The sequence below is a fragment of the Fictibacillus marinisediminis genome, assembly GCF_023149135.1.
GTDB lineage: Bacteria > Bacillota > Bacilli > Bacillales > Fictibacillaceae > Fictibacillus_C > Fictibacillus_C marinisediminis.
In genome coordinates, this window is the sequence record NZ_JAIWJX010000002.1 from 1,454,335 (window position 1) to 1,470,512 (window position 16,178).

The 16,178-nt window shown below is 47.2% G+C and carries 17 protein-coding genes; 8 read left to right on the top strand and 9 right to left on the bottom strand.

The window, feature by feature from the left end; translation table 11 throughout:
- Nucleotides 1–78: 78 nt before the first annotated feature.
- Nucleotides 79–321 (top strand): hypothetical protein, encoded by a 243-nt coding sequence (locus tag LCY76_RS07930; protein ID WP_053354957.1) that lies wholly within the window; start codon nt 79–81, stop codon nt 319–321.
- A 93-nt stretch (nt 322–414) separates the two neighbouring features.
- On the opposite strand, the gene ade is transcribed toward LCY76_RS07930, so the two are convergent.
- From ade to LCY76_RS07975, 9 genes are all read right to left on the bottom strand, one after another.
- Nucleotides 415–2,166, bottom strand: coding sequence for an adenine deaminase (gene ade / locus LCY76_RS07935; RefSeq protein WP_248252185.1), 1,752 nt, complete (start codon nt 2,164–2,166; stop codon nt 415–417).
- 83 nt (nt 2,167–2,249) lie between these two features.
- Nucleotides 2,250–3,599, bottom strand: coding sequence for an NCS2 family permease (locus LCY76_RS07940; RefSeq protein WP_248252186.1), 1,350 nt, complete (start codon nt 3,597–3,599; stop codon nt 2,250–2,252).
- 164 nt (nt 3,600–3,763) lie between these two features.
- Nucleotides 3,764–4,081, bottom strand: a complete 318-nt coding sequence (locus LCY76_RS07945; protein WP_248252187.1) for an XdhC family protein — start codon at nt 4,079–4,081, stop codon at nt 3,764–3,766.
- Nucleotides 4,068–4,892, bottom strand: coding sequence for an XdhC family protein (locus tag LCY76_RS07950; protein ID WP_248252188.1), 825 nt, complete (start codon nt 4,890–4,892; stop codon nt 4,068–4,070). Before LCY76_RS07950 ends, LCY76_RS07945 begins: the two co-directional genes overlap by 14 nt.
- Nucleotides 4,885–7,200: a xanthine dehydrogenase family protein molybdopterin-binding subunit gene (locus LCY76_RS07955; protein WP_248252189.1), complete on the bottom strand. Its 2,316-nt coding sequence runs from the start codon at nt 7,198–7,200 to the stop codon at nt 4,885–4,887. The genes LCY76_RS07950 and LCY76_RS07955 overlap by 8 nt, the downstream gene beginning before the upstream one ends.
- Nucleotides 7,181–8,074, bottom strand: coding sequence for an FAD binding domain-containing protein (locus LCY76_RS07960; protein WP_248252190.1), 894 nt, complete (start codon nt 8,072–8,074; stop codon nt 7,181–7,183). Before LCY76_RS07960 ends, LCY76_RS07955 begins: the two co-directional genes overlap by 20 nt.
- Entirely contained in the window at nt 8,074–8,679 is a 606-nt protein-coding gene (locus LCY76_RS07965) for a nucleotidyltransferase family protein (RefSeq protein ID WP_248252191.1), read from the bottom strand. Before LCY76_RS07965 ends, LCY76_RS07960 begins: the two co-directional genes overlap by 1 nt.
- Nucleotides 8,669–9,151, bottom strand: a complete 483-nt coding sequence (locus tag LCY76_RS07970) for a (2Fe-2S)-binding protein (protein WP_248252192.1) — start codon at nt 9,149–9,151, stop codon at nt 8,669–8,671. Before LCY76_RS07970 ends, LCY76_RS07965 begins: the two co-directional genes overlap by 11 nt.
- Before the next feature lie 63 nt (nt 9,152–9,214).
- A complete protein-coding gene (locus LCY76_RS07975; RefSeq protein ID WP_248252193.1) occupies nt 9,215–9,454 on the bottom strand; it encodes a hypothetical protein in 240 nt (79 codons plus the stop codon).
- Nucleotides 9,455–9,526: 72 nt separating this feature from the next.
- On the opposite strand from LCY76_RS07975, the gene LCY76_RS07980 reads away from it, so the two are divergent.
- The 7 genes from LCY76_RS07980 (at nt 9,527) to LCY76_RS08010 (ending at nt 16,174) form a co-directional block, all read left to right on the top strand.
- Nucleotides 9,527–10,855 (top strand): nucleobase:cation symporter-2 family protein, encoded by a 1,329-nt coding sequence (locus tag LCY76_RS07980; RefSeq protein ID WP_248252194.1) that lies wholly within the window; start codon nt 9,527–9,529, stop codon nt 10,853–10,855.
- A gap of 84 nt (nt 10,856–10,939) precedes the next feature.
- Nucleotides 10,940–12,421 (top strand): dihydroorotase, encoded by a 1,482-nt coding sequence (locus LCY76_RS07985; protein WP_248252195.1) that lies wholly within the window; start codon nt 10,940–10,942, stop codon nt 12,419–12,421.
- 15 nt (nt 12,422–12,436) lie between these two features.
- Nucleotides 12,437–13,027, top strand: coding sequence for a cysteine hydrolase family protein (locus LCY76_RS07990; protein ID WP_248252196.1), 591 nt, complete (start codon nt 12,437–12,439; stop codon nt 13,025–13,027).
- Nucleotides 13,028–13,033: 6 nt separating this feature from the next.
- Complete coding sequence (locus LCY76_RS07995) at nt 13,034–13,603, top strand: UbiX family flavin prenyltransferase (RefSeq protein ID WP_248252197.1); 570 nt, start codon at nt 13,034–13,036, stop codon at nt 13,601–13,603.
- Nucleotides 13,600–14,940: a UbiD family decarboxylase gene (locus LCY76_RS08000; protein WP_248252198.1), complete on the top strand. Its 1,341-nt coding sequence runs from the start codon at nt 13,600–13,602 to the stop codon at nt 14,938–14,940. Before LCY76_RS07995 ends, LCY76_RS08000 begins: the two co-directional genes overlap by 4 nt.
- Nucleotides 14,941–14,958: 18 nt before the next feature.
- Nucleotides 14,959–15,222 (top strand): BMC domain-containing protein, encoded by a 264-nt coding sequence (locus tag LCY76_RS08005; RefSeq protein WP_269431867.1) that lies wholly within the window; start codon nt 14,959–14,961, stop codon nt 15,220–15,222.
- A gap of 16 nt (nt 15,223–15,238) precedes the next feature.
- Nucleotides 15,239–16,174 carry a hypothetical protein gene (locus LCY76_RS08010; protein ID WP_248252199.1) on the top strand — a complete coding sequence of 312 codons (936 nt, stop codon included), beginning with the start codon at nt 15,239–15,241 and terminating at the stop codon, nt 16,172–16,174.
- The last annotated feature ends 4 nt before the right edge of the window (nt 16,175–16,178 follow it).

Below are 16,178 nucleotides of genomic sequence, written 5' to 3' on the forward strand. Positions count from 1 at the left end.
ACAACCCAATGGAATAACATAAAAGTGAGACAAACAGGGTATAACTTAATTATCCTATTGAAGGAGGAGGTATTTGCCATGGAGTACTCTTTGTACAAAAAAGATGGAGCCTTTCCTTGTGATGTAACAATCGATGTAGATAACAACATATATACCGTTCGAGACAGTGATACAACAGGACAGGTTTTTCAAAGTGCACCGGAAGTGGCCTCCTGGATCCAACAGAACTGGGCGCCCGATCAATTTGAAAAGCCTGATGATTATTATGATTTAATGAATACTTTGCAATCGTCGCTGCAAGAGGATGAAATGGAATATTAGAAAAAGCTAAAAGCTGGTTTTTAGGCGTAAGAATTCGGCCGGAAACCAGCTTTTTCATTTATCGGAATTTAGACAGAATGTGATAAGAAGGTGCTAATTTGAATCTTTTCGTTCAATTGGTATGTGCTGAAATGTTATCACATCGAACAATCCCATATCAGTAAGCTTTAGTTCAGGTATAACGGGAAGAGCCAGAAAGGATAACGTCAAAAAAGGGTTATAATCATGTGCAAATCCAATCTGCTTTAATGCTGTATTGATTTCGAGCAGCTTCTGATAGACATCCGTATGGCTCTTGTCTGACATGAGGCCGGCGATCGGAAGCGGGAGGGAAGCAAGTACTTCACCATTCTCGATGACAGCCAGGCCGCCCTTCATTTCAACCATAATCTCAATCGCTTTTAATAGGTCGCTGTCACTTGTCCCAGCAGCAACAATGTTGTGTGAATCATGGGCAACAGTGGATACGATGGCTCCTGATGTTATTCCAAGGCCTTTAAGAATTCCGCATCCAATGTTTCCAGTCAAGTGGTGGCGTTCAGCAACAACCAGTTTTAGCTGGTCTCTGTTCACATCAATTACGAAGCTGCCGTCAGAAGTACTGACTTTTTCTTTCAGATGTTTCGTTACAATACTGTTTGGAATAATTTTAATGATGTTTGCAGTCCCATTGTTTTTCATAGGAATGGCCAGTGAGTTGCTGGAGACCGGGTGAAGCTGAACGCTGTTAGTAATGGCAGGTGAGGCGGTAGCGGCCATTTTTTTATAGGGAAGCATTCTGCCTTCTGCAGCCACTTTCTTTCCGCTTTTATAAACTTCTTGAATTTTAAAGCTTGTAAGATCAGATAAAAGGATAAGGTCCGCATCATATCCGGGAGCGACGGCCCCCTTTTGTTTTAGGCCAAAGCATTCGGCTGCATTAAGACTGGCCATCTGAATGGCAAGTAAAGGGTCAAATCCCTTTTCAATTGTCAGTCTGATATTATGGTCAATGCTTCCGTTTTCGATTAGATCATCCAGATGCTTGTCATCCGTTACAAACAAACATCTGCGGGCGTTCCTCTCATTCACTGCGTCAAGAAGTACGGCAAGATCCCTGGCAGCCGAGCCTTCCCTTAGCATGACATACATCCCTCTCATCAGCCTGTCTTTTGCTTCCTGGGGTGTCACACATTCATGGTCGGTTCGAATTCCAGCTGCCATATATACATTGATTCCATCTGCAGGGACACCGGAAGCATGTCCGTCGATGTGCTTATCATGGAACGACGCATCTGACAATTTTGTTATCATGTCATTTTCACCTTGAAAAACAGCCGGATAGTTCATGACCTCACCTAAACCGATCACCTGTGGATGAGCGTAGAAGGGTGCAAGATCGGACGCGGTAAGTTCTGCTCCAGCATGTTCAAATGGTGTAGCCGGTACACAGGAAGGAAGTGAAATATAGACATCAAGCGGCAGCTGCTGAGATGTTTTCATCATATATTCAATGCCTTCTCTGCCGCTGACATTGGCGATTTCGTGAGGATCAGCAATGACAGTGGTGACGCCATGAGGAACGACGACGCTGGCAAATTCCTGAGGAGTAACCATGGATGATTCAATATGTACATGGCCATCAATGAGTCCAGGGCATATGTATGCACCATTTGCATCCATTTCATTTTTTCCCTGATATTCACCAATCCCAACGATCACTCCATCTGATATTGCGACATCGGCTTCAATCAAGGTAAGGCTGAACACATCAATAATTTTGCCGTTTTTGATGACCAGGTCGGCAGGGACTCGTTTAGAAGCGGCGTCCAGTCGTGCAGAAAGCGATTTTTGATTCAAATTCATTATTTGAGCCCCTTTCGATCTGCTTTTTTTGAGAATTGGCCGGGAAATCTGCTTAATCCCGGCCCGTTTCTAAGCATTCTTCTTTAATGGCTTCCCCAAATAAAGTTGATAATAAACGCAATACTGATCAAGTACATCATCCAATGTAATTCCTTATGCTTGCCGGTCGTTAGTTTTAGTATGGTGTAAGAGATGAAGCCGAAAGCCAGCCCCTGGGCGATACTGAAGGTTAAAGGCATGAGAATTATGGTAAGAAAAGCAGGTATTACATCGGTATAATCATTAAAGCTGATTGCTTTGATTTCACTGAGCATCAGGGCACCGACCAAAATTAAGATGGGCGCTGTGGCTACTGATGGGACAAAAGCAATCAAAGGGGCAAAGAGGAGCGTCAAAAAGAACAGAATTCCGGCAGTTAAAGCTGTAAGCCCGGTACGCCCGCCTTCTGAAATACCCGTGGCGTTTTCAACATAGGCATTCATGACTGTTCCGCCCATGGCTGCACTGGCCATCGTACCAATGGCATCTGCCTGAAGGGCACGGTCCAGGTTTTCTATTTTTCCGTTTTCATCTGCCAGACCGGCTTTGCTGGAAAGGCCGATTAATGTTGCGAGGTTATCGAACAGTTCAACAATGGTAAAAGAGAATAAAATCGATAGGATGCCATAAGCGAATGCACCTTTCAGATCCATCGCCAGGAAGGTATCAGAAAGGCTCGGAAGGGAAAAGGAGGCTACATCTTTTGCAGCATGCGGATAGTCAATAAAGCCTGTAATCATAGCGACAACGGTCGTAAGCAAAATACTGATCAGCAAAGCACCCTTCTTTTTCTTCGCCATTAAAAAAGATGCCGCAAGAAGTCCGAACAGTGCGAGCAGCGGGCCTGTTTCAGTAATCTGGCCTAAGCTCACAAAGGTTTCTTTATTGGAAACTACGATACCAGAGTTTTTCAGTCCGATAAAGGCAATAAACAATCCGATTCCGACACTTATCGATGATTTTAATAGTGCAGGAACTCCGTCAACAATTTTCTGCCGGACACCGGTGATCGTTAACAAGAAAAACACCATTCCGGAAATGAACACGGCACCAAGCGCTGTCTGCCATGTTAAACCGGCACCCAGCACGACCGTATATGTGAAAAATGCATTCAATCCCATGCCTGGTGCTACAGCTACCGGAAAGTTTGCCCAAAGAGCCATTAACAGCGTACAGAAAACACTGCCGTAAATGGTGGCTGCGAGAGCGGCTTCTTTCGGAATTCCGGCGTCGGCCAAAATGGAGGGATTGACAAAAATAATGTAGCTCATGGTAAGGAAGGTCGTAATTCCTGCGAGGATTTCAGTCTTTGTGTTCGTCTTTCTTTCAGTTAACTTAAAAAATCTGTCCAGAGATGAGCTTTTGCCTGATGTGCTTTTTCCTGCCGCTGACATGGAAAACACCCCTTTTCTTCATTTGAGGATCCATAGACCAATCAATTAACCGGAAAAAAGGGAAGGTTCATTTTAAAGATGAAAGTAGAAACGCTGCACATGGGGTGAGACAGGTTAATTTGTACATCCTATGAACAAAAAAACAGGAATATTCTCCTGTTCTTTTATAGCAGCGGTTCAATGAATACATCCATGATTCCTCCGCAGATGCCTCCATCCTCGTAAAGAAGTCCGCTTGTTAAATCTACCACATGGATGACAGGAAGGCCTGTGTTGATCACTTCCAGTGCTTTTTCGATCACTTCACCTTCTCCGCAGCCTCCGCCGACTGTACCCGTAATGGCCCCTGTTTGATAGACAATCATTTTGGATCCGGCCTTTCTGGGGGTCGAGCCTCTTGTACGGACGATCGTTGCTAATGCAGCAGTATTGCCGGTGTTAAAGATGTTTTGTATGGTGTGAATAAATTCATTTTCTTTCATCTTTTTTGCCCTTTCTAAAACCTATTTTCGCCAGTTCACGGATTGTAGAGCTGAGTGGAGCACCGGTTTTGCCTTTTTTTACGGCAAGGATCTCTGCAAAAATACTGACGGCGATTTCTTCCGGTGTCTCCGCTCCAATATCCAGCCCGACAGGTGTATATAGATTGGCAAAGGTTTCATTTGGAAAATCAGCACGAAGCTGTTCAAAGACTCCTGCGATTCTCCGTCTGCTTCCAATCATGCCAATATACGCTGGTTTTTCGTTTCTGGCTAGCAGCTGCTGCAGACTGAGTACGTCGAATTGATGCCCTCTCGTTAGCAGGAGAATATAGGTGGAGTCATTGAGAGGAACAGACTTGAAATACGAATGGAAGGATTGGCAGCAAACGTTATCAGAAAATGGAAAACGTTCTTTGCGGGCAAATTCTTGCCGATCATCAATGACTGACGTATAGAAACCTAGCATCTTGCCCATTTGTGCAACGGGCTCTGCGACATGTCCAGCACCGGCGATGATTAAATGCGGTGGCGGGGCAAATGCTTCATGAAACACCCTGACGGTTTCATCATGACTCTCAAATGTTACGGATCGCGTATGTTGTTGGAGGAAAAAGGGGAAGCAGATCTCAGCGAGCTGAAAGGCGAGTTTCATGTCAAGACCTGCTTCGGGATAGAATTCATCCTGTGAAAAGAAAAGCATGCGCTTACCGACCATTTCGGCTCGGCCGGCAGCAGTAATTGTTAGAAGAGAGACACGTCTTTTCTGTGTGATGGCTGTTGAGAGTTTTTCGTACAGTTCCATTTTATTCATTTCTTATTTCCCGCGGAGTTGTGGTTTGTTTCTCTTTAAGTGCTGTGAAAATTCGTTCGGGAGTAGCAGGGAGATGCTGAATCCGGATTCCGGCAGCATCATAGATTGCGTTTGTAATGGCCGCAATAATCGGAATCATCACCACTTCACCGATTCCTTTCGCTCCAAAAGGGCCGGTTTCTTCTGCACTTTCGACTGGAATTGTTTCAATGAACGGTGTTTCCCGGATCGTAGGAAGGATGTAATTCGTGAAATTCGTGGTCTTGTGATACCCCGCTTCCATGAGAACGTCTTCATACAAGGTATAACCGATTCCCATAACGGCTCCGCCTTCTGCCTGTCCCTCAAGCCCCTGAGGATTCAGAACTTTGCCGGCATCGGGAATAGAAACAACCCGGAGCACGTCTGTTTCTCCCGTCAAGGTATCCACTTCCACAAGAACGACGTGCGTTAAATAGCCATACAGATGGTGAGGTGCTCCGCCCGAGCCTTTGATCTCTTCCTTTTCTTTTGGAAGCATATAATGGCCTTCCACTTTTACAGGCCGGTGCTTTTCATAGAGATAATGGTATATGTCCCTGTAGGAAACAATGTGCTCATTGTCCTCTTCCAAAACATACATTTCGTTTTCGCCGATCAGCACATTTTCAGGCAAGACATTTTTAAACTCTGCTGCGGCTTCTGTTAAAAGGCGGATCATATTGGGAGCGGCTGCGGCAATTGCTTTACCGCCAGTGTAGGTAGAACGGGATGCGGTCACCGTTCCGCTGTCGATGGTTTCTGCGGTGTCTCCCTGGACGACTGAGATGTTTTTAATGTCACAATTTAACAGCTCTGCTGCAACCTGCGCATAGACGGTACTGTTCCCTCCTCCAATATCCTCGCATCCGACCCCGACTTTAAAGGTTCCATCAGGCATCAGCTCGAGGGTAGCCGCTCCATAATCCGGGAGGCCGATTCCCATGCCGACTGCATGAAAGGAGGTGGCTATTCCGATTCCGCGTTTTTTCCAAGGTTCGGTGATGTTCTGTTTATGGAGATTACGATTCTTCCAGAGCTCGCAATTTTCCGCAGTCTCCAGTGTTTGGAGTGTACCGACGCTTGTTTTCAGTACATGCCCTATACTCGATGTATCGCCTTTTTGATAGACGTTCTTTTTACGAAGTTCAATGGGATCAAGATCGAGCTTCTCAGCAAGCATGTCCATGTGTGTTTCGATGGCAGCACATACTTGATTGACCCCAAAGCCTCTGAACGCCCCTGAAATGCCATTATTGGTATAAACACAAAATCCTTCGAGATCAACATTGGGAACCTTATAAGGGCCGCAGCAATGTTCAATGGCCAGTGCGATGACGGCACCGCCCAATGAAGCATATGCCCCCGTGTCGGCTACCGCACGAACCTGGTTGGCAATAACCGTTCCGTCACTTTTGGCGGCGGTCTTCATCTGAACTTTAAAGGGATGGCGTTTAATGCCTGCAATAACGGATTCTTCCCGGTTTAAATGTATTTTTACCGGGCGTCCTCCCGTATGAAGCGCAAGGAGGGCCAAATAGATCTGAACCGTAATCTCGTCTTTTCCACCAAACGCCCCGCCAATCGGATTAGAGACCACACGAATTCTTGCCGGGTTCAATGCCAGGGCGCGGGCAATCTGAAGACGGTCTCTATAGGCGTATTGCCCCGGACAGCGGATCGTGAGCATCCCGTCCGGCTCCACAACACCCCAGCCGCCTTCTGTTTCAATAAAGGCATGCATCTGGCGCGGGGAATAGAAGGTGTTTTCAAGAATAATATCTGCTTCTGCAAAGGCCTTTTCTGTGTCTCCGTTTTTTATCGTTACGTGGCTATGGATATTCCCGCCCTCGTGGAGCAAGGGCGCGCTGTCTGTCATCGCAAAATCAGCATCGGTAACAGGGGAGAGGGGTTCGTAATCAACATGGATCAGCGAAAGGGCGTGTTCAGCAATCTCCAGAGTTTCCGCCGCGACGAGCGCGACGGCATCCCCTGTACACCGGACCACATCGCTTGCGAGGACGGGCTGGTCAGGAACGACGATGCCAAAACCGTTAAATCCGGGAATATCTTTATGCGTTAAGACCGCAATAACGCCTGGAAATTCTTTGGCTTTTGAAATATCGATATGTTTGATGCGTGCGTAAGGAAAAGATGAGCGGAGTACTTTTCCCCAGACCATATTCTCAAAATGATAATCCGTCATATACTTCAGTTCGCCTGTCACCTTTTCAGGGCCGTCTATCCTGGGAATCCGCTTTCCCACGTACTTATAATGACTGTTTTCCATCTTCTGCCCACCTTTTCATTAAACGATATAGTCCGCGTTCGAGAAGTGCGCTAGCCATATCTCTGCGATAAGAAGCAGAAGCGCGGATGTCAGAGATCGGCATGACTTCCTTCCAGGCCACTTTACCAATGTTGGCGATCATTTCATTCGTCAGTGCACCGAGTGTCAGCAGTGCCTCGCACTTTCTCGCCCGTATGGCTGTTGGACCAGCCGAACCGAAAGCTATACGGCCGCCAGTACACTGGTTTGTTCCTTCCTTCATGGAAAGCGTAACCGCAACATTGACAATCGAGATCGATTGAGCCTTCCGCGGACCGAGCTTTTGAAAGATACCGATGTCATTTTTATCTCGGACATTGAACGCAATTTTAGTGATGATTTCATTAGGATTAGCTGCGGTTTTTCCTGGACCGATAAAGAAGTCCTCCACATCCATCTCTCGTTTTCCGGATAATGAAGTAAGCTCAATAACCGCTCCAAGTGCATATAAAGCAGGAATCGTATCACCCGCAGGGGAGGCTGTCGCAATATTTCCTCCGAGGGTCCCCATGTTCTGCATCTGTGCTGCTCCGATTTCCTGACAGGCCTGTACAAGAACATCGGCATGTGCCTGCAGGAGAGGGGAAGCGATGATTTCAGAATGAGTCGTCATAGGTCCGATCTGAATCTCATCCTTCTGTATCGTAATAAAACGGAGTTCTTCAACATGTTTAAGGCTTACCCAGCAATCCGGACGCCACTTTCCTTCCTTCATGCGGACGACGGCGTCTGTTCCCCCGGCTAAAAGGCGAAGGCTTGCTTTTTCGTTCTCCAGGATATAAAGACATTCCTTTAAAGAGCGTGGTGACAGCATATCAATCTCTGATACAAACATTACGAATCCTCCCAACAGGCTGATTGGTAGTCGGCTTGCTCATTTAAGTTTAAAAGAATACTTGGTTCATTGATTTCCACAGTCGCAATTTCGTTCTGACGGTTGCTGAGGAAATGGCGGAGTCCCTGTGTTTGTTCGCTGATGCTGCAAAGCTCTGGATAAAATTGCTCTGGTATAAGCAGGGGATGTCCGCGTTTTCCATTAAAGGCAGGGATAATGATTGAGACAGGCTGTTCACCGTGAAACTTGTACAGCTGCCTGATGACGTTCAGCGAGAGCGGCTGATCCACCGCAGCAATGACTACGCCTGTAGAAGAGGGGCTTAAACCTGCCATTCCTGCTTTGATGGACGAGCATTTCCCAGATTCATAGGCTTTGTTTATGACTGTTTTTACGTTGTAAGAGCTGAGTTCCTTTGACAGCTCTGAAGCCTTATACCCCAGTATGACTGCAATGTCGTCTATTCCGGCGTTTAACAATGTTTCGGTTTGGTAGCGAACGAGTGAGGTCTCTCTCCATGGAAGCAGAGCTTTTAATGTACCCATTCTGGATGAGCGGCCGGCGGCGAGCAGGATGGCCGAGACGGAAGGCATCCTAGAGTTCACGTGCTGAAAACTGCCGGGAGGCCGCTGTCTGTACTGCTTTAAGTATTTTTGTATAGCCTGTACACCTGCAAAGATTTCCGCCAAGTGCCCGTTTAATTTCATCGAGCCCCGGAACATGGCCGATAGAAGTTAAATAAGCTCGTGAAGCCACAATCAGTCCCGGTGTACAATATCCGCACTGGGTCGCCCCTTCATCAACAAACGCTTGCTGTACGGAATCCATATTTCCTTTCGTTCCGATTCCTTCTACCGTGACCACCCGTTCTCCTTGAACTTGTCCTGCAAGCACTAAACATGAACAGACGGGTACATCGTTCAGCAGAACCGTACAGGAACCGCATTCTCCTTTTCCACAGCATTCTTTGCTGCCTGTTAGTCCCGCATCTTCCCGCAGCACATCGAGTAAAATCTTTGTCGGACTGCATGTTACCGAAACGTCCTTTCCATTTACGCAAAAATCAATGGTCTTCAATGTTCATCCTCCCCATATAATTTATGGACAAATTGGCTTGTATAAATCTAGCGGTTGTATGTCTTAAAGAGTCAGTTTGTACAAATATAGTAGAGTTTCAAAAAAAACATTCCTATTTTCATAGCTGCGGATGATTATGGGAATTTGCAGGCTGCAGATGCATGGCGCTTTGATGAGTTTACTGTCCGCTTTTTGAGGTTTACGATCCGCTTCGATGAGTTTACTGTCCACTTTTTGAGGTTTACGATCCACTTCAAGGAATTTACTGTCCACTTCGAGAGATTTACGTGCCGCTTCAACCATATTCCTGCTCTTAAAGGAGGTGATGAAAGCAACCACACAAGCTGCACAAAAAACATCAAGGAGGCAGGCAAAATGGCAGCACTCAAAAATTGGAAGGTTGGAGTACTCGGGTTACAGCATGTTCTGGCCATGTACGCAGGAGCGGTTATCGTACCGCTGATTGTAGGGCCGGCGATCGGTATGAACGCCCAGCAGCTGGCATATCTCATTTCCATTGATCTGTTTACTTGCGGAATTGCCACACTTCTGCAGGTCATTGGAGGAAAGCATTTCGGCATCAAGCTCCCAGTCATTCTCGGCTGTACGTTCACGGCGGTAGCCCCAATGATCGCGATTGGAAAGCTGGAGGGGATCACCGCCATTTACGGTGCAATTATCGCTTCGGGGCTTGTCGTCATGGTGCTCTCACAGTTTGTGGGAAAGATCCTGAAATTTTTTCCGCCGATTGTTACCGGCTCGGTCGTACTCATCATCGGGGTATCGCTCATACCGGTGGCGATGAATAATGCAGCGGGCGGGCTCGGTTCGAAAGGATTCGGCAGCCTTGAAAATTTATCGCTCGCCAGTTTTACGTTTGTGCTCATCATTCTGATCAACCGGTTCTCCAAAGGATATGTACGGGCCATTTCTGTTCTTTTATCGCTGATCGCCGGAACAGTACTTGCTTCTTTTATGGGGCTCGTAGATGTTACACCGGTTAAGGATGCTTCTTGGTTCCATCTTGTACAGCCGTTTTATTTTGGCGTTCCGGAATTTCATTTTTCTGCCATCCTCACGATGAGCATCGTTGCGATTGTAAGCATGATTGAATCTACTGGTGTCTTCCTTGCTTTGAGTGACATTTGCGAAAGAAACCTTAAGCCGGAAGATATTAAAAAAGGCCTTCGTGCTGAAGGACTTGCAGTTATGATCGGAGGCGTTTTTAATTCCTTTCCGTATACGTCCTTCTCTCAAAATGTAGGTCTCGTGGCTTTAACCAAAGTAAAAACGAGAAATGTAGTCATGGCTGCAGGAGGGCTGCTGCTCATTCTCGGTCTTCTTCCAAAGATAGCGGCGCTGACGACAATCATTCCAACGGCTGTTCTGGGAGGTGCGATGGTTCCGATGTTTGGGATGGTCATTGCGTCTGGCGTAAAGATGCTCTCTCAGGCTGATTTTTCAAACAATGAAAATTTGCTGATCGTCGCCTGTTCCGTTGGGATCGGGCTTGGTACAGCGGTCGTTCCCATGGTGTTCAGCCAGCTGCCGGACAGTGTCAGGCTGCTCGTTGAAAACGGAATTGTAATCGGAAGTTTGACAGCAATTTTGCTCAATCTAGTATTTAATTTTAAGTCTATGAATATAGATGAGCAGGAAAGGATGGAGCAGCTGAAATCGGATGCTTCTGCAGAGGCTTTATAGCGGTATGCTCACGATCAGGGGCATGTCAAAAATGCCCCTTTTTCACTGGTTCTGTCCTGAAAACGTAAAAAGGGAGAGACGGAAATGGACTTGATTTTAAAAAATGCAATGATTCCACAAGGAGACCGTACAGTCATCACCAACATCCTCGTGCATGAAGGAAAGATAACAGGTTTTTGCAGTGATATTCATTTTTTAAATGCGGACAAGGTGATCGACATGGAAGGAAGGCTTGTCGTCCCTGGGTGTATTGATCCGCATACACATTTTATGGATCCAGGCTTTACACACCGCGAAACATTCGCTACTGGATCAAGATCGGCAGCAGCAGGCGGGCTGACAACGATCATTGACATGCCTTGCTGTTCCAAGCCTTCTGTTCGGGACGGTGAAAGTTTTCAGAAGAAAATTGCCCCGATACGGGGACAGGCTTATATCGATTATTGCTTCTGGGGCGGCATGACCGGAGAAGACGCGAGGAACGGATGGATTGATAATATTTATCCGCAGATGGACGAAGGGGTGGTGGCTTTCAAGGTTTACATGACGCCATCAGTACCAACGTTCCCGAAAGTATCGGATGGCGAGATGCTGGAGATCTTCCAAAAGGTCGCAAAAACCGGCATGCCGATAGGTGTTCATGCTGAAAACTACGATATTTGCACGTTTTATACCGAGAAGTTGAAGAAGGAGGGGCGCGAAGATGGTCCGGCTTGGGCTGAGGCACGGATGGCGCTCGCTGAAAAAGTGGCGATCGAGCTGATCATCAGCTATGCAGAAGCAACAGATGCACGGGTGCACGTCGTTCATATGAGTACGAAAGAAGGCGTAAAACTTGTCCGGGAAGCCAAAAAACGGGGAGTTAAAGTAACCGCTGAAACGTGTCCGCATTACTTGATGCTTAACGCCCAGGATTCCATGAGTGAGAGAGGGACGTTCGCTAAGATCGCTCCGCCGCTTCGGGGCAAAGAAGATAACCGGTCACACTGGCAGGCACTTGCAGATGGAACGATTGATTTTGTAGGGACCGATCACGCGCCATATGAGATTGCGACGGAAAAAGCAGCCGCAGACTCATCGATCTGGAACAGTTTCCCGGGCATTCCGGGAGTGGAAACAATGGTGCCTATTCTCGTCAGTGAAGGTTTGAACAAAGGACGCTTATCATTGTCCCGCTTTGTGGAAGTAACGAGTAAGAATGCAGCGATCCATTATGGCATCTATCCGAAAAAAGGTGCAATGGAAATCGGCAGTGATGCGGATTTTACGGTTATTGATCTTGATTGCGAGTGGGAGATCGATGAGAAGCAGACAGAATCCATGGCAAAATATAACCCGCTGCATGGCATCAAGCTTAAAGGCCGGCCGGTGCAGACGATTGTCAGAGGTAACATGGTCTATAACTATGAAGCCGGCGGGATTGTAGGTGAAGCCGGATATGGCGAGTACGTCAAACGGCAAAGCATCCAGCGCCTTGACCGGACTTTGAAGTATGAAAACTATGAAGGAGCGATTAAAACAACAGCACCTAAATCCGGCCGCCAGCAGCTTGAAAAAAGCAAGTAAGAGAGGAGACCGTACATGGAACTGAGAGGAAAGAAGCACGTAGTCGTTGTGATTGATATGCTGAATGACTTTATCGGAGAAAAAGCGGCGCTCCGCTGCGAAAACGGCGAAAAGATCGTTCCCTCCATCAAAGAGCTCGTTGATTTTTGCCATGAGGAAAGTATTCAGGTCGTTTTTGTACAGGAAGCTCACCGGAAAAACGACCGGGACTTCCGGGTCCGTCCGGTCCATGCCATCAAAGGGACATGGGGTTCTCAGTTTATTCCAGAACTGCAGCCCGATGAGAGCAAAGGAGATTATATCGTCCAAAAAAGGAGGCACAGTGCATTCAGCTATACCGATTTTGACCTGTTCTGCCGGGAAGAAGAGATCGATACGGTCGTCCTGACGGGTGTTTGGACCAATGTATGTGTAAGAAGCACTGGTTCTGATGCGCTGTACCATGGCTACAATGTGATCTGCCTGTCTGACTCCACGGCTTCAAAAGATGATTCCATGCACGAATCCGGGCTTCGGGACATCGATCTTTTTGGCGACATCATGTCAACAAAGGAATATATGGAAGCGGCCAGGAAAAAGTTTTCAAAAAATAGCCAGGTTGTTTAACCTGCCATGGCCCGAAACAAACGAATCGTTGTAGGAATTACCGGAGCGAGCGGATCATTATATGGCTACTCGCTCGTCCGGGCCCTGCATCAGCTTGGGGTAGAAACCCATTTGATCGTGACGGAAATGGGAGAGAAAGTCTTGCAGTTTGAGTGCGGTGTAGGAATGGAGACGGTGAAACAATATGCAGAAGTGCACAGCAACAAGAACCTGTTTGCCTCTGTGGCGAGCGGCTCCTTTTTAACAGACGGGATGGTTGTTGTGCCATGTTCCATGAACACGTTGGGCGCGATGGCCAATGGTGTAGGAGATACCTTATTGAGCCGGTCGGCCAGTGTCATGCTGAAAGAGAAAAGGCAGCTGATTGTCGTTCCAAGGGAAGCGCCGTTTCACCTGATCCATCTTCAGAACATGACGAGGCTTGCTGAAGCGGGTGCCTGCATTATGCCGGCCTCACCCGGGTTTTACCATAAACCGAAAGAGATATGGGAACTGATTAATTTTATGTCCGGCCGGATTCTGGACATGTTGGGCATTGATCATGAGCTTCTACAACGATGGGGGGAGAAAGCATGAACCCTTCTTCACTGCGTGCCCTGCTTGACCACTGGGAAGCGGATAATAAACTTCTCAGGGTGAAAAAAGAAGTAAACCCCCTGTATGAGCTCGGAGCTGTTCTCAATGCCAGGCAGGGGAGGCAGCCGTTCTACTTTGAAAAAGTAAAAGGCTACTCTTCACCCATGGTTGGCGGCTTAGGCGGGGATCGTGCCCTCCTGGCGGACAGCATCGGCATTGCACCGGATCAGTTTGTTCCAAAGATTATTGATTCAATTGTTTCCCCGATCCCAACACGATTGATCGGAACAGGACCGGTTCATGAAAACGTGGTTCTGGAGCCATTTGATCTGGATGCGCTCTTTCCTATTCCAACCTATCACGGAGATGATTCCGGCGCTTATTATGTTTCAGGAATTCTTGTCGTGAAAGATACAAGCGGAAAAAAGAGATATACATCGATCAGAAGGATGCAATTCTTAGGTGAAAACAAGACGAACGTGCTGATTACCTCTCCTGAACTTCTCCAGCAATTTTATGAGTATGAAGAGCGCGGTGAACCGATGGAAGTCGCTGTGATGTTTGGAGTAGTGCCTGCTGTGGTGCTCAGTTCCCAGATCAGCACACATCTGTATCATGCAGATAAACTTGATGTTGCGGGTTCTTTGATCGGCAAACCGCTTGATGTGGTGCAGTGCAAAACCGTGGATCTGGAGGTTTTGGCAGAAGCGGAAATCGTTCTGGAAGGCAAAATGATCCCGCATGAACGTGAGATGGAAGGCCCGTTCGGAGAACTCGCTGGTTTTTATGGTACAAGAGCTCCTCAGCCAGTTATTGAATTTTCAGCGGTAACCTACAGAGACAATGCCATCTGCCAGACGATCTTTCCTTCGAGCTATGAGGAGAGGCTTCCGATGGCGCTTGTACGGGAAGCCACACTTCTGAGTACGGTCAGACAGACGGTGCCGAACGTGAAACAAGTCCATATTACAATGGGCGGAGTGGCAAGATTTCATGCGGTAATTCAGATTGAAAAGAGGTCGGAAGGTGACGGGAAGCAAGCGGCGATTGCTGCCTTTGCGAGTGATAAGGACTTAAAGCACGTTATTGTGGTAGATGAAGATGTGGATATCTTTGACCCGGAGGATGTGGAATGGGCGATGGCTGTAAGAGTACAGGCCGATCAGGATATTTTTATCGTACCCGGTGCAAAAGGCTCTCCGCTGGAAGCGTCTCACAATGTCAGGGGAGTCACAGCGAAAATGGGGATTGACGCTACCGTGCCGCTGGCCCATAAGGAATCGTTCAAACGTACGTCCATACCGTTCGGGCCCATTGATCTGGAAGATTATTTGTAAAGCAAGGGGGGACATTGATTGAATGCAATTGGCATGATTGAAACGAGAGGCCTGACTGCAGCGATTGAGGCACTGGACGCCATGGCCAAAGCGGCAAATATAAAGATGACAGGATTTAAAAAAGTCGGCTCAGGCCTTGTCACCGTCATTATTGAAGGAGATGTAGCCGCTGTGTCGTCTGCCATCGAAGTAGGCAGGCAGGCCCACACCCAGACGGGGGGAGAACTGATTTCTTCTAATGTCATTCCCCGGCCTCACCCCGAATTGTCCAAAATTCTATAAAAGGAGGTGAGTCCATGTGTCGGAATTCATGCGAGCCATCGTACAGGAAGTGTTAAAAAGCAATGATCACCCCGCAAGAGCGAAACAGGAACTGTCAGAGAAGAGGAGAGAAACAGCTCAAACAAAGAAAGCGCAAGAGCTCTACCGGCCGAACTACCAGAAGCTGAATAAGGAGAAGCGTCTTGGAAGTGCAGCTGGTTCTCCACCTGTAAAGGCCGAAAAAAAAGAAAAACACTCATCGTTCAGCAAGGATCCGGGGAGTGAGCTCGTATCCAAACTTCAAGTTCTTTCTCTTACTCAAGGCATTCCATCCCGCCAAGATACAGAAACACACCATAGGCCAGAGAGGCATAACGGCGATGAACCTTCAGTAAAGTCATTTGGCAAAACAAAATGCGGATTTTCTGTATGGCTATACTCAAATCTCCAGCCTGAAACGATGGAATGGTTTCATCGGCCGATCCCCGCAAAAGCGGTCGCTGTTTTTGCTTCTCAGGTTTCATCTCCCGGCCATCTGGTGATCGTTCAAGAGTGGCTGGCACAGAACGGAGATATTAAATACTTCATCCAATGGGATAAAAACGGCCAGAAGCCTTTTCTTCTTGAACTCTATCACAATGATAGCAGCGATTTGGAAGCAGCCATACGAACTCTGTTTCAGACGCTGAACCACCAATCGGAAAAAAAGATCAAACGTTTTTATATCGAACAGCCGGGAGCTTGGCTCCTTAAGCAGCTTGAGGTCTCATGCACTAGAGAATCACTCGCGATCATAGAAGGAATGTCGCGTTACGAGACGATTGCTCTACTTCTTCCGGTCTCTGCAAATCTATCAAAATGGAATATACGCTTCAAAATTGAAGAAGGTTACTTTTTACTTTACGGACCCCATCAGCACCTTTCCAGCTGCTTGCCGAGCGTCTATAAGATGCTGGATGGCAATTTATATTAGATAA

Coding starts and splice junctions, on each gene's coding strand:
- LCY76_RS07930 (WP_053354957.1), top strand. CDS start 79: ATGGAGTACTCTTTGTACAAAAAAGATGGAGCCTTTCCTTGTGATGTA.
- ade (WP_248252185.1), bottom strand. CDS start 2,166: ATGAATTTGAATCAAAAATCGCTTTCTGCACGACTGGACGCCGCTTCT.
- LCY76_RS07940 (WP_248252186.1), bottom strand. CDS start 3,599: ATGTCAGCGGCAGGAAAAAGCACATCAGGCAAAAGCTCATCTCTGGAC.
- LCY76_RS07945 (WP_248252187.1), bottom strand. CDS start 4,081: ATGAAAGAAAATGAATTTATTCACACCATACAAAACATCTTTAACACC.
- LCY76_RS07950 (WP_248252188.1), bottom strand. CDS start 4,892: ATGAATAAAATGGAACTGTACGAAAAACTCTCAACAGCCATCACACAG.
- LCY76_RS07955 (WP_248252189.1), bottom strand. CDS start 7,200: ATGGAAAACAGTCATTATAAGTACGTGGGAAAGCGGATTCCCAGGATA.
- LCY76_RS07960 (WP_248252190.1), bottom strand. CDS start 8,074: ATGTTTGTATCAGAGATTGATATGCTGTCACCACGCTCTTTAAAGGAA.
- LCY76_RS07975 (WP_248252193.1), bottom strand. CDS start 9,454: ATGGTTGAAGCGGCACGTAAATCTCTCGAAGTGGACAGTAAATTCCTT.
- LCY76_RS07980 (WP_248252194.1), top strand. CDS start 9,527: ATGGCAGCACTCAAAAATTGGAAGGTTGGAGTACTCGGGTTACAGCAT.
- LCY76_RS07985 (WP_248252195.1), top strand. CDS start 10,940: ATGGACTTGATTTTAAAAAATGCAATGATTCCACAAGGAGACCGTACA.
- LCY76_RS07990 (WP_248252196.1), top strand. CDS start 12,437: ATGGAACTGAGAGGAAAGAAGCACGTAGTCGTTGTGATTGATATGCTG.
- LCY76_RS07995 (WP_248252197.1), top strand. CDS start 13,034: ATGGCCCGAAACAAACGAATCGTTGTAGGAATTACCGGAGCGAGCGGA.
- LCY76_RS08000 (WP_248252198.1), top strand. CDS start 13,600: ATGAACCCTTCTTCACTGCGTGCCCTGCTTGACCACTGGGAAGCGGAT.